Genomic DNA, 12383 nt, shown 5'->3' with positions numbered 1-12383 from the left:
TTGCTGGCGACAGTTCGGCGCCTTGGCGCTGAGCGATATCGCAAGCGAGCCGCTGCCCCTAAGAGAGGCGATGCCGGCGCGCTCCGCCTGTTCTCCCGACATCATCGTCATCCAGCACGAGTCCGTCTTCGACCCGCGCATTTTCGGCCTTCCGGTCGAGCCAACAGTCGAGGCTTTCCTGTCCCCGCCAGGTGCGGAGTTTGGCCACCTGAACGTCGACATCTTCGGCGGAGGGTCGTGGCAATCCGAATTCAGCCTGTTGACCGGTCTCTCGAGCGCGAGCTTCGGCTCGAGCGCCTACTATCTCTTCCAGAAGGGCGCCGGCCGTTTTCACAGCAGCTTGCCACGTTCGCTGGCGTCGATCGGCTACAACACGATGCTGATATCCAGCTGTCGCCGCGGGTTTCTCAGCTACGACAAATTCTACGGTTCAATCGGCGTCGATGAGCGCATCTTCGTCGACGAGCTCCCGCCGCCATTCGACGCCAGGCGTTTCGAGGCAACGAATTCCGATGCGGTGTTTCTCGATGCGGTCATCGATGCGCATATCAAAGGAATCGCCGACGACCCGGCACCGAGGTTTCTTTATGCACTGACCAACTTCAATCACGGCCCGCACACCAGGCAGCTTGTGCCCTCAGGTCAATTCGAGCAGGAGCGCGCCTTTGCCATGGCCAGCCTCCCCAATGCCGGATACGCCGAATATTACGCGCGGCTGGCAGAGACCGCGTCTGCCTGGCAAGCCGCCAGGGCGAAGCTGGCAGCCAGCTTCCCTGACCGGCCTGTTCTCATCGTGCATTACGGGGATCATCAGCCCGTCTTGACGAAGCAGATCGATCGACAGCGGAAACATCAGGGAGATGGGCGCAGCCCATTTCGTACATTCTACGCGATAGAAGCCCTCAATATCCCCCACTTCAGCCCTGGACCAGGCGCCGACCTCGACATCGCCTTTCTCGGAACTGTCGCCTTGCAACGGGCCGGCCTTGCGCTCGACCCGATATTCGCCACCCGCGCGAGCCTGCTGGATGATTGCCGAGAAGCCTACTTCGCGTCACCCTCCGAACGGAAACGTCGTTTCCATCGCACGCTTGTGGATCTGGGTCTCATCGATCTGATGCCGAGCGCCCGGTAAGCGCGTTAAGCTTGCCGCGTTCTGCGAGCAGCCATCGCACAAGCCGTGCGCTGCTTAGCTTCGATCCAACAGCTCGCGAATCTTCAACGCCAGCCTTGCCTGAGTGACGGGCTTTTCCAGGAGATCGACGCCCTCGTCGAGGCGCCCCTGGTGAACGACCGCGTTGCGCGAGTAGCCGGTCATGTAGAGAATCTTGAGCTTGGGTCTGATCTGCTGCGCGCGTTTTCCCAGCTCGCGACCGTTGATGCCGGGCATGACGACATCGGTCAGAAGCAGATCGACGTGCTGATCTTCCTGCAACAAAATCGTCAAAGCGCCCTGCGCGCTGCTGGCAGTCAGAATCCGATAATTGAGATCCCGCAGCGCGTCTGAAACGTAGGTCCTGAGATCGGCATCGTCTTCGACGACGAGAATGGTCTCTGCTGAGACGCCTTCCGATACGAACTCGTCCGCATCGTCGGAGCCGGGCTGCGCACCGCCGGCGTAACGCGGAAAGTACATCTTGATGCTCGTGCCTTCCCCGACCTCGCTGTAGATCTTCACGTGCCCGCCGGACTGCTTGACGAAGCCATAGACCTGGCTCAGTCCAAGGCCGGTCCCCTGCCCAGGTTCCTTGGTCGTAAAAAACGGCTCGAATGCATGATTCAGGACCTCCGCTGTCATGCCGGTGCCGGTATCGCTCACGCTAACGATGACATATTGGCCGGCTGCGAGCTCCGGGTTGGCACGCGAATAGTCTTCGTCAGCGGAGACATTGGCCGCCTCGATGGTCAGCTTCCCGCCGTTCGGCATCGCATCACGGGCATTGATCGCAAGATTGACGATGGTCGATTCCAGATGGTTCACGTCCGCTTCGATCTGCCAAAGGCCGGCGCCGCCGACCGTCTGCACTTCGATGCGTTCGCCCAGGGTGCGCTGAAGGAACTCCTGCAGCCCACTCAGAAAGCCGTTGAGGTTGATCGGCTTTGGGTCGAGCGCCTGGCGGCGCGAGAAGGCGAGCAACCGAGATGTCAGCGCCGCGGCCCGTTGAGCGCCGCGCTTCGCGTTTGACAGCGCGCGATGAAGGTTCGGTCCTCCGATGTTGCGGCTGTTGCGTTCTGCGTTCTCGAGGTTTCCAAGGACGATCATCAGGAGATTGTTGAAGTCATGAGCGATGCCTCCGCTGAGCTGTCCGACCGCCTCGAGCTTCTGGGATGCGACGAGTTGCTCCTGGACCCGCTGAAGCTCGTCCTGGGCCTGCTTCCGCTCGGTGAGATCCCGCGTGACTTTCGCAAAGCCGATGATCGTGCCGCTCTCGTCGGTGATCCTATCGATGACGACCGAGGCCCAGAAGCGCGTGCCGTCCTTGCGCAAGCGCCAGCCCTCGGCTTCGAACCGCCCTTTTTCAGTAGCCTCCCTCAGCGCCAGTTTCGGCACCCCTTTTTCAAGATCCTCGGGCGTGTAGAAGGTGCTGAAATGTCGGCCGATGATCTCCTCTGGCCGATAGCCCTTGATGCGCTCGGCCCCGGGATTCCAGGTCGCGACATGTCCGGAAGGATCGAGCTGAAAAATCGCGTAGTCGACGACGGCCTCAACGAGCCGGCGATATCGTCGTTCGCTTTCCAGGAGGTCGTTGTGGGCCTGCTGCCGCTCGGTGATGTCTCTCGTCACCTTGGCGAACCCGATGAGACCGCCTTGCTCGTCACGGATGGCGTCGAGAACGACGAGCGCCCAGAAGCGGCTGCCGTCTTTTCTGACGCGCCAGCCTTCGGTGGCAAAGCGTCCTGTCTCCGCGGCGGTCGTCAACGCCTTCGTCGGCAACCCTTTTTCCCGATCTTCAGGGGTGTAAAACGTCGAAAAAGGCTTCCCGATGATCTCATTGGCCGCATAGCCCTTGAGGCGTTCAGCACCCTTGTTCCAGGTCCTGGCCAGGCCGTTGGTATCCAGCATGAAGATGGCGTAATCGACGATCCCGTTGATCAGCAACTCAAGGCTTTGGGGATCCGCGGCGGCGGTTGTTTTCATTCAACGAGAACTCAGGGGGCGGAATGGGGCTAACCCGCAGCCGCGTAAAAGGTTCCCGCGGAGTAATGATCCGCCGGTTCCACGACAGCACGTCTTGACGGCTTCCCTGGGTGATCGTCAGCATGGGCGGCTCAGTCAGCTTGGTGCACACTGATCCAAAGCCGCGCGACCGCCGTTTAGTGACGGAGGCCCGAATGAAGCGCGACAACATCCTGCAATTCCCTTCTCCCGACCACAGCCTGTCACCGGATGATTTCGCTTCCGAGCTCACCAGGCTCTGTGATGAGTTGGCATCTGAGCTCTCGGGCGACGAAGAATTGGGCGGCCTTGACGCGCAGCTGTCGCGGATCGAGACATCAAGCATCCTGATGGCAAGCATCAGTCAGCTGGTGTCTCGGGGGCGCGGCCGTCTACGCGCGACTGAGTCATTCGAACGGATCATGCATTCAGTAGCCGAGTTGCGTTCCGAGTTCGAACTATGCGGAACGCTTCGGAAGAACTCGTTGTGAGCTTTAGTCGAGCTCCAGCGGATCGGTGCCCTCCCGACGACCTCGCTATGTCGCGAACGCCGCCTCCATCGCCTTCCTCGTCCTGATCGTCTCACTGTTGGCGTCGAACTCGACGTCGCTCCAGCGCACGATCTCGCCATGGGCGACGTCGTGCTTGAGCTTGAGACGATGCGCGAGGCCAATGGGCAGGGCGCCGGCCTTCAGGCTCGCAGCCGCCGGCACCAGCTTGCCCCACACCGTGTAGCCGCCTTCGCCGTCCAGCATTTCGCCGGCGCGCAAATTGCGCTTGGCGACCGAGGCGACATCGCCGCGGAAGCCGAATGGCTGGCCGGTCGGCTCGCCGCGCAGCGCCGCTGACAGCACCGAGATGTTCAGTTCGAGCCCGATCAGATGGTAGGGCTTGTACATCGCGGCAAAGCGCCCGCTGGCGTCGGTCTTCAGGCCATATTGCCTGAAACAGTCGGCGGCGTAGTCGTTCGGCGCTTCCAGCACGACATAGACGCCCCAGCGCAAATCACGAAACACCGGCCGGCCGTCGCGCTCCAGCGAGGACACGACTTCGACGACGCCCGACCGCTCCAGCACGCCGCCGCGCGATCGCGGCCGCATGATGTGCGGCAGATCGTCGACCCCGCAGGGCGGAAACAGAAGTCCCTCCGAGGGCACGTCGAGGGCGCAGGCATTTGCGATCGCGGCCATCTCGATCGCCGATTTGGTGCCGTCGAGGAAGGAGTTGAACATCTGCGGGTTCATGCCGGCCGACTGTGCTTCGCCGGCGGTGAGACCGTAGTGCTGCCAGACGCCGTCGGGTGTCACGTCGTGATAGGCAGGCAGATATTTCGTGCCTTTGCCGGCGGCGACGACGCGGAAGCCCGTGGCGCGCGCCCAGTCGACCATCTCGGCCGTCAGCGCCGGCTGGTCACCATAGGCCAGTGAATAGACCACGCCCGCCTTGCGCGCTTCCTCGGCAAGCAGGGGGCCTGCCAGCACATCGGCCTCGACATTGACCATCACGATGTGCTTGCCCGCGGCGATCGCGGCGCGCGCGTGCTTGATACCGACCGCGGGATTGCCGGTCGCTTCCACCACCACATCCATCGCGCCGCCGGCAATGGCGCGTGCGCCGTCGTCGGTGAAGACGGTCGCCGCGATCCGCTCGGCGCTCCAGCCGACGGTGCGGCAGGCCTCGCGCGCGCGCTCGCGGTCGATGTCGACGATGATTGGCACCTCCAGCCCCGGCGTGTGCGGCACCTGTGCCAGAAACATCGAGCCGAACTTGCCGGCGCCGATCAGTGCGACACGGACAGGCTTTCCGGCGGACGCGCGGGCCTGGAGGAGGCGGTAGAGGTTCATGCGAAATTATCCTGCGGAATGGTCGTGTCCCGGACGCGGTGCAGCCTAGGCGATGCGGAGCACCGTCCGACAACGCTGCTCCGCAGAGCCGGGACCCAGAGAAAAACGATCCGTGTGGCATGGGCCCCGGCTCAGCAGCGCACCGCTTCCGCGCTGCGCTGCGTCCGGGGCGCGAGACCCATTCACTCCGCCGCCTGTCGCGGTGCCCGCGCCAGCCGCACCAGGGCATCATCATCCACCGTCTTGATCGGCGTGAAATTGCGGTGCGCGATGTATTCCGGCCTGGTCGGGGTGCGGATGTAGTTCGAGACCGCGTTCAGCGTCAGGTAGACGATCTTGCGCGGGTAGGGCGTGATGTTGCCGCTCGATCCGTGCACGAGATTGCCGTGGAACATCAGCATGCCGCCGGGCTTGCCAGTCGGCGCGACGATGCCGCCCTGCTTGACGAGGCGCGTCACCGTATCCTCGTCCAGCGTCCACAGCGGGTAGGATGTCGTCGAGAGATCATGCGAGGCCTGGAGATCGCCGGCATTCTGGCTGCGCGGCACCAGCATCAGGGGGCCGTTGATCGGCATCACCTCGTCGAGAAAGATCGCGATGTTCATGGCGCGGGGTTCCGGCATGCCGTCGTCGCGCTTCCAGGTGCCGTAATCCTGGTGCCACTGCCAGACATCGCCGGTGAAGGCCGATTTCGCGTTGATCTTGAACTGGTGCATGTAGACGGGCTCGCCGAACACCTGCTCGACCGGCTCGATCATGCGCGGATGCGCGCCCAGGATGCCGAAGGCCTCGTTATAGAGATGTGCTGCAAAGGCCGTGCGCGGCGCGCCGCTCTTCTCGCGCCAGACTTCCGGCCGGTTGGCGTCATAGATCCCGACCGCCTCGCGCGCGAGGAGATCGACCTCCTCTTGGGTAAACAGTTCGGGCAGGAACAGCCAACCCTCGCGGTGGAAGAACTCCAATTGCTCCTGGGATAGTCTCATGGGTCGTCCTCCTGTTGTTTGTTATTCTGTTGATTGTTGTCATTCCGGGGCGCGACGAAGTCGCGAACCCGGAATCCATCTCTCCGCAGCGTATGCCGTTCGATGGATTCCAGGCTCGACGCTACGCGTCGCCCCGGAATGACAGCGAGCTACGCCGCCACCTCGTCCGTCGCCCTCAATCTCTCCTCAGTCATCCGTCCCGCCGTCTGCGCATGCGCGAGCGCGGTGCGCTCGGCCGCATCAGCGTCGCCCGCGAAAATGTGCTTGGCGATATCGGCATGCTCGGCCCAGGCGCTGCCGCGATAGTCGAGCTCGGACAGCACGGTTGCCATCGAGCGGCGCATATGCGGCCATTGCGGCGTGATCGTTTCCTCGATCACGGGATTGCCGGCGAGCTGATAGATGGCACGGTGGAATTCGACATCGAGCGCGATCAGGTCCGTGAGCGCAGTCTTGCGATCGATGCGGCGTCCGGCGGCGAGCGCAACTTCAAGCCGCGTACGACCGGCAGCATCGGTTGCGGCACGCTGGGCCGCAAGCCGGGCCGCGAGCGCGTCGATGGCGCCGCGCACTTCGTAAAGCTGACGAATGCGCGCGGGATCGAGCTGGGTGACTTCAAAGCCGCGCTTGCCGCTTTCGGCAACGAGGCCCTGCCGGTGCAACAGATGCAGCGCGTGCGACACCGGCTGACGCGAGACGCCGAGCTTGTCGGCGAGCTCGTTCTGCCGGATGCGCTGGCCGGGCTGAAGCGTGCGATCGGAGATCGCCTCCAGGATCCTTGCATAGACCTGGTCGATCAGGTTCGGGAGCGGGTCGAGAGGGATCACGCCGGAGGCTCCGAAAAGGGAATACGGAATTCCGTATTCGAAGGTATCGCCGGAGGGGCGTGCCGTCAATGCCTCTGGTTGAGGGTACGTAAGGTCTTGATTTTATTGGAGGCGGCCTACTGTGCATGGGGTTGTTTTCGCTGTTGTGAGCAGCCACCCGGCCGCTAGCCGGTCAGGAACCGGCTCACCGCCGCGCTGAACTCCTGCGGTGCCTGTTCGAACATCCAATGTCCGGCATTCTCGATCACCGCCGTCGTGCTACCTGCGATGTGCGCAGCCAGCACGCGCCACATCACCGACAGGCTGCCGGTGGTGGCACCGCCGCCGATCAGCAGCGTCGGCGTCTTGATCGCCTGCGCGTCCGCGAGCGTATAGGGCCGGCGCTGCTCGTTGATCTGGCCAAGAAAGGTCAACGTGTTGTCGCGCAGCTGTTGTTTTGCGGCCGCCGGCACGCGCCGCCACGAGCCGTCGCCCTCGATGCCTTCATAGAAGTTCTGCAGCGCGCCTTCGATGTCGCCGGCGCGGATCATCTCGACCGAACGTATCGTCTTTGCCGCGAGGGGCGGGTAGACAGGCGTGCCTTCCGGCACCGGGAGGCTGGCATCGAGATCGCCGCCCGGCTCGGCCAGCACCAGCTTGCGCAGCAGATCGGGCCGCGCCTGCGCGACGCGGAAGGCGATGTGTCCGCCGCGCGAATGGCCCATCAGATCGACCGGTCCCGGCTTGACCTGTTCGATGAAGGCAACCACGTCGGACACGTGCTGCGCCATCTTGTAGTCGTCGCCGACGGCGTCCCAATGTTCGGGAAAGAAATGCCGCAGGCTGACCGCGATCACGCGATGATTTTTCGACAGCGGACCGAGCACCGAATACCAGGTGCGGAAATCGCCCAGCGTGCCATGCACGCAGACCAGCGGATGGCCCTCGCCGATGTCGAGATAGGCCATGTCGTAACCGTTGACGCGAAAGCTCTGCATGATTCAGCTCGCCAGAAAGTCGAGGACGACTTCGGAATAATTCTGCGGCGCCTGCTCGAACATCGGATGCGTCGCGTTCGGGATGATCGCCGTCTTGGAATAGGGCACGTGCGCCGCGAGCGCGTGCAGCACCTTCGGCAGCAGGCCCTTGGTCCGTGCGCCCAGGATGAACAGCGTCGGCATCAGAATCGCCTCCGCATCCGCTTTGGAGAATGGCGGCCGATTGTCGCGGACCTGGCCGATCAGCGTGTACGCATTGTCGCGCAAATTCTGCTTCACCATCGCCGGCAGCCGCGGCCAGGTGCCGGCGCCCTCCAGCGTGTCGACGAAGACGGCGAGGCCGCCATCGACATCGCCGGCCGCGATCTTCTCCGCCGAGGCCGTGAACCGTGCCAGCAGCGGCGAGGGCCCGCCCGCATAATCGGGATCGAGACTCGCATCGAGCTCGCCGCCGGGCTCCGCCAGGATCAACCGTCGCAACAAATCCGGCCGTTGCTGTGCCACGCGAAAGCAGATATGGCCGCCGCGGGAGTGGCCCATCAGATCGACCGGCCCGAGGTCGAGCTTCTCGATGAAGGCGATGACGTCGCTGACGTGCTGGGCGATCGAATAGGTGTCGCCGACGCCATCCCATTGCGCGGGGAAGAAGTGCCGCAAGCTGGGGACGATCATCCGGTGCCGCTGCGTCAGCGGCCCGAGCACGCAGCCCCAGACTCGGAAGTCGGAGAGCGAGCCGTGCACGCACACCAGCGGCGGGCGGCTCCGATCTTCGCCCACGTCGAGATAGGGCATGTCGTATCCAGAGACGTGGAGGCTTTGCATACTTGGCTCTCGGAAGTATTGGCTTCTCGGAAGTATTGGCTCGCGGAAAGGTGTGCGGAACTCCTGTGCAAGATTCCCGGAAACCGGGTGGATCGCAACTATTTCCAAGCCTAGATTTGGGCCTAGAACACAATGGGGGCATGCGAGAAGGACGCAAGCTCAGGAACCCAGCCATGACCGACCAGCATTTTGCCCTGTTCGACACCAGGATCGGCCTCTGCGCCATCGCCTGGGGCCCGCGCGGCATCAACGGCACGCAGCTGCCGATGGGCGGCGAGCAGAAGATCCGCACCCGCATCAGCCAGCGCCATGCCGACGCCACCGAAGCCGAGCCGACCCCCGAGGTGCAGCACGCGATCGACCGCATGACAAAACTGCTCGCGGGCGAGCCCGACGACCTCACCGATATCGCGCTCGATCTCGACGGCGTGCCCGAGTTCAACCGCGGCGTCTACGAGATCGCCCGCGCGATTCCGCCCGGCAAGACCATCACCTATGGCGATATTGCCAAGCAGCTCGGCGGTGTCCAGCTGTCGCGCGACGTCGGCCAGGCGCTCGGCCGCAACCCGTGCCCGATCGTTGTGCCCTGCCACCGCGTGCTCGCGGCCGGCAACAAGCCCGGCGGCTTCTCGGCGAATGGCGGCGTGGTCACCAAGCTGAAGATGCTGGAGATCGAAGGCGCGCTGGTGAACCACACGCCGAGCCTGTTTGATTGAGGCTGTTTGCGCTGACTTCGTAGGTGGGTTAGCCGCGCGGATTGCGCGAAGCGCAAACCGCTAGGCGTAACCCACCACTTCTGCTGCCGCGGAAACGAAAGAGGTGGGTTACGCCTTCGGCTAACCCCACCCTACGAATCTCGTCCTAAATCTTCGCCGCGGTTTTCGGCCAGTACTTGTCGCGCAGATGCCGCTTCACCAGCTTGCCCGTGGGCGTGCGCGGCAGCTCGGCTTCGAAATCGATCGAGCGCGGGCACTTGATGGCGGAGAGGCGGGTCTTGCAGTAGGCGATCAGATCGGCCTCCAGTTCCTTGCCGGCTCGTTTCATGTCGTGCGGCTGCACGACGGCCTTCACTTCTTCGCCCATTTCCTCGTTCGGCACGCCGAATACCGCGACGTCGGCGACCTCGGGGTGGGTGATCAGCACGTCCTCGGTCTCCTGCGGGTAGATGTTCACGCCGCCCGAGATGATCATGTAGGACTTGCGATCGGTGAGAAACAGAAAGCCGTCCTTGTCGAGGTAGCCGACGTCGCCGAGCGTCGACCATCCCTTGGCGTTGTAGGCCTTCTTCGTCTTCTCTGGATCGTTGTGGTAAGTGAAGACAGGCGCATCGGCGAAGTAGACCGTGCCGATCTCGCCCGCCGGCTGCTCCTCGTCGTTCTCGTCCAGAATCTTGATCTTGCCGACTACGGCACGACCGACGCTGCCGCGATGCTCCAGCCATTGCTGCGAGTTGCACACGGTGACGCCGTTACCTTCAGATCCCGCGTAGTACTCGATCAGGATCGGACCCCACCACTCGATCATCTTGGCCTTGACGTCGACCGGGCAGGGTGCGGCGGCGTGGATTGCGCCCTTCAGCGTCGAGACGTCGTATTTGGCGCGGACCTCGTCCGGCAGCTTCAGCATGCGCACGAACATGGTCGGCACGAGCTGCGATTGCGTGACCTTGTGTTTCTCGACGAGCCTGAGAAACTCCTCGGCGTCAAAGTGCTCCATGATGATAGAGGTGCCGCCGAGCACGATCGCCATCATGTTGAAGCGCAACGGAGCTGCGTGATAGAGCGGCGCCGGGGAGAGATAAGTGCTCTCCGCGTTCATGCCGCACATGTCGGCGCAAAGCACGCGCAGGAATGCGTTCGGCGCGTCAATCCTGTTGCCTTCGAACGCTTTCTTGATGCCCTTCGGCCTGCCGGTCGTGCCCGACGAATACAGCATGTCGTAGCCGGCGACCTCGTCGGCGATCGGCGTGGTCGGCTGTGCGGAAGCTTCCTTGTCGTAGGAGCGAAAACCGGACAGGGGCTCGTCCATCATGTAGAAGATCGGCTCGCCGGGCTTGCCCTTGACCAGGTCCTTGATCTGGTCGGCGCATTTCGGCGTGGTGATCACGACCTTGGCACCGCAATCGCTGATGATGTAGTCGATCTCGTCCTGCTTCAGATAGCGGCTGATCGCGGTGTAATAGAGCCCGCTGCGCTGCGCCGCCCAGCAGATCTCCATGAAGGCGAGCCGGTTTTCCATGAACAGCGCGATGTGGTCGCCGGCCTTCAGCCCGAGCGAGCGGAACAGCTGCGCGCCCTGGTTCGAGAGCTCGTCGAGCTCGCGATAGGTGATCGCCTTGCCGGTTCCGGCCATCTGGTAGGCGATCTTGTCGGGCGTGGTGCGAGCGTGGATCGACGGATGGGTCATGGCGTTCCCTCAAAAAAAGAGGCGAGCGGTGAATGGCGACAGGGGCGGAAGCCGCTCCCCATCACCATCAACCACTCGCCATTTGTTCTTCGCTTTTCTTCTTACAGTCGTTCGACGATCGTCACGTTGGCCATGCCGCCGCCCTCGCACATGGTCTGCAGACCATAGCGCTTGCCGCGCTGGTGCAGGGCGTGGACCAGCGTCGTCATCAGCTTGGTGCCGGAGCCGCCGAGCGGATGGCCGAGCGCGATGGCGCCGCCGTTCACGTTCAGGCGGGCCGGATCGGCGCCGGTCGTCTTCAGCCAGCCCGTCGGCACCGAGGCGAAGGCTTCGTTGACCTCGAACAGATCGATGTCGTCAACCGTCATGCCCGCCTTCTCCAGCGCCTTCTTGGTGGCGTGCAGGGGCGCGTCGAGCATGATGACGGGATCGCCGCCGGTCATGGTCATGTGGTGGATGCGCGCGAGCGGCTTGACGCCGAGCTGCTTGAGGCCACGCTCGTTCACGACCATCACGCCGGAGGCGCCGTCGCAGATCTGGCTGGCGCTGGCCGCGGTGAGCTTGCCGTTCTCGGCGATCAGCTTGACGCCCTTGATGCCTTCGAGCGTGGCATCGAAGCGGATGCCTTCGTCGATGTGGTGGGTGTCCTTGCTGCCATCGGCTCTGACAATCTCGAGCGGGACGATCTCTTTCTTGAAGTGACCGGCTTGCGTTGCCGCAATCGCGCGCTGATGGCTCTGGAACGAGTATTCGTCGAGGTCATCCTTCGACAGTCCATATTTCTCGGCCATCATCTCGGCGCCGGTGAACTGGCTGAACACGATGTTCGGATATCTCGCCTCGATGCCCGGGCTCTTGTAATTGCCAAAGCCATTCTTGGCGGGGAGCTGCGAGGACAGGCCCATCGGCACCCGCGTCATCGATTCCACGCCGGCCGCGATCACCACGTCCATTGTGCCCGACATCACGGCTTGCGCCGCGAAGTGCAGCGCCTGCTGCGAGGAGCCGCACTGACGGTCGATCGAGGTGCCGGGCACGCTCTCCGGCAGCTTCGAGGCCATGATCGCGTTGCGCGCGACGTTGTTGGACTGCTCGCCGACTTGCATCACGCAGCCCATGATCACGTCCTCGACCAGCGCGGGATCGACCTTGGTGCGATCGACCAGCTCGTCCAGCACCTTGGCGGCCAGATCGGCCGGATGCCAGCCGGCGAGGCGGCCCCCCTTGCGCCCGCCCGCGGTGCGCGCAGCGGCGACGATGTATGCCTCGGCCATTTCGGTCTCTCCCATGATTGTTCTGAATTGGGTTTGTCGGGGTTTTAAGGGGCTGGATATCGTTTAGTCAATCGATCAATTAACTCTTGTGGG

Annotated in this window: 11 protein-coding genes (1 of these 11 running past the window's edge); 3 read left to right on the top strand and 8 right to left on the bottom strand. The window is 63.3% G+C overall.

Annotation, left to right across the window (positions count from 1 at the left end; genetic code table 11):
• On the top strand, positions 1 to 1135 hold the 3' portion of the coding sequence (locus tag XH91_RS31200) for a sulfatase-like hydrolase/transferase (protein ID WP_164933685.1). The gene continues 557 nt to the left of window position 1, outside the view; 1135 of the gene's 1692 nt are visible here — the last part of the coding sequence; its start codon lies beyond the left edge, outside the window; the stop codon is at positions 1133 to 1135.
• Positions 1136 to 1189: 54 nt separating this feature from the next.
• Here the strand turns inward: XH91_RS31200 and XH91_RS31195 are convergent, their stop codons facing one another.
• Positions 1190 to 3139 carry a hybrid sensor histidine kinase/response regulator gene (locus tag XH91_RS31195; protein WP_128954156.1) on the bottom strand — a complete coding sequence of 650 codons (1950 nt, stop codon included), beginning with the start codon at positions 3137 to 3139 and terminating at the stop codon, positions 1190 to 1192.
• 194 nt (positions 3140 to 3333) lie between these two features.
• Between XH91_RS31195 and XH91_RS31190 the strand changes: the two genes are divergently transcribed.
• Positions 3334 to 3648 carry a hypothetical protein gene (locus XH91_RS31190; RefSeq protein ID WP_128954155.1) on the top strand — a complete coding sequence of 105 codons (315 nt, stop codon included), beginning with the start codon at positions 3334 to 3336 and terminating at the stop codon, positions 3646 to 3648.
• 45 nt (positions 3649 to 3693) lie between these two features.
• Here the strand turns inward: XH91_RS31190 and XH91_RS31185 are convergent, their stop codons facing one another.
• The 5 genes from XH91_RS31185 to XH91_RS31165 form a co-directional block, all read right to left on the bottom strand.
• On the bottom strand, positions 3694 to 5001 hold the full coding sequence (locus XH91_RS31185) for an NAD(P)H-dependent oxidoreductase (protein WP_128954154.1): 1308 nt from the start codon (positions 4999 to 5001) through the stop codon (positions 3694 to 3696).
• Between the two features lie 182 nt (positions 5002 to 5183).
• A complete protein-coding gene (locus XH91_RS31180) occupies positions 5184 to 5984 on the bottom strand; it encodes a phytanoyl-CoA dioxygenase family protein (RefSeq protein ID WP_128954153.1) in 801 nt (266 codons plus the stop codon).
• Positions 5985 to 6133: 149 nt separating this feature from the next.
• Positions 6134 to 6811, bottom strand: coding sequence for a GntR family transcriptional regulator (locus tag XH91_RS31175; RefSeq protein WP_128954152.1), 678 nt, complete (start codon positions 6809 to 6811; stop codon positions 6134 to 6136).
• Between the two features lie 164 nt (positions 6812 to 6975).
• A complete protein-coding gene (locus XH91_RS31170) occupies positions 6976 to 7788 on the bottom strand; it encodes an alpha/beta fold hydrolase (RefSeq protein ID WP_128954151.1) in 813 nt (270 codons plus the stop codon).
• 3 nt (positions 7789 to 7791) lie between these two features.
• Positions 7792 to 8610 carry an alpha/beta fold hydrolase gene (locus tag XH91_RS31165; protein ID WP_128954150.1) on the bottom strand — a complete coding sequence of 273 codons (819 nt, stop codon included), beginning with the start codon at positions 8608 to 8610 and terminating at the stop codon, positions 7792 to 7794.
• Between the two features lie 173 nt (positions 8611 to 8783).
• On the opposite strand from XH91_RS31165, the gene XH91_RS31160 reads away from it, so the two are divergent.
• A complete protein-coding gene (locus XH91_RS31160; RefSeq protein WP_128954149.1) occupies positions 8784 to 9326 on the top strand; it encodes a methylated-DNA--[protein]-cysteine S-methyltransferase in 543 nt (180 codons plus the stop codon).
• Positions 9327 to 9471: 145 nt separating this feature from the next.
• Here the strand turns inward: XH91_RS31160 and XH91_RS31155 are convergent, their stop codons facing one another.
• Complete coding sequence (locus tag XH91_RS31155; protein WP_128954148.1) at positions 9472 to 11016, bottom strand: acyl-CoA synthetase; 1545 nt, start codon at positions 11014 to 11016, stop codon at positions 9472 to 9474.
• 101 nt (positions 11017 to 11117) lie between these two features.
• The gene (locus XH91_RS31150) at positions 11118 to 12290 is read right to left on the bottom strand and encodes an acetyl-CoA C-acetyltransferase (protein WP_128954147.1); all 1173 of its coding nucleotides are present in this window, start codon (positions 12288 to 12290) and stop codon (positions 11118 to 11120) included.
• Between the last annotated feature and the right edge of the window lie 93 nt (positions 12291 to 12383).

It is taken from the genome of Bradyrhizobium guangzhouense (genome assembly GCF_004114955.1).
Taxonomy (GTDB): Bacteria; Pseudomonadota; Alphaproteobacteria; order Rhizobiales; family Xanthobacteraceae; genus Bradyrhizobium; species Bradyrhizobium guangzhouense.
Note: the sequence above shows the minus strand (reverse complement) of the source record. Positions and strands in the feature narration are given on the sequence as shown.

What these genes read in the sequence shown, in the direction of transcription:
- XH91_RS31195 (WP_128954156.1), bottom strand. Translation starts at nt 3,139, where the DNA reads ATGAAAACAACCGCCGCCGCGGATCCCCAAAGCCTTGAGTTGCTGATC.
- XH91_RS31190 (WP_128954155.1), top strand. Translation starts at nt 3,334, where the DNA reads ATGAAGCGCGACAACATCCTGCAATTCCCTTCTCCCGACCACAGCCTG.
- XH91_RS31185 (WP_128954154.1), bottom strand. Translation starts at nt 5,001, where the DNA reads ATGAACCTCTACCGCCTCCTCCAGGCCCGCGCGTCCGCCGGAAAGCCT.
- XH91_RS31180 (WP_128954153.1), bottom strand. Translation starts at nt 5,984, where the DNA reads ATGAGACTATCCCAGGAGCAATTGGAGTTCTTCCACCGCGAGGGTTGG.
- XH91_RS31170 (WP_128954151.1), bottom strand. Translation starts at nt 7,788, where the DNA reads ATGCAGAGCTTTCGCGTCAACGGTTACGACATGGCCTATCTCGACATC.
- XH91_RS31165 (WP_128954150.1), bottom strand. Translation starts at nt 8,610, where the DNA reads ATGCAAAGCCTCCACGTCTCTGGATACGACATGCCCTATCTCGACGTG.
- XH91_RS31160 (WP_128954149.1), top strand. Translation starts at nt 8,784, where the DNA reads ATGACCGACCAGCATTTTGCCCTGTTCGACACCAGGATCGGCCTCTGC.
- XH91_RS31155 (WP_128954148.1), bottom strand. Translation starts at nt 11,016, where the DNA reads ATGACCCATCCGTCGATCCACGCTCGCACCACGCCCGACAAGATCGCC.
- XH91_RS31150 (WP_128954147.1), bottom strand. Translation starts at nt 12,290, where the DNA reads ATGGCCGAGGCATACATCGTCGCCGCTGCGCGCACCGCGGGCGGGCGC.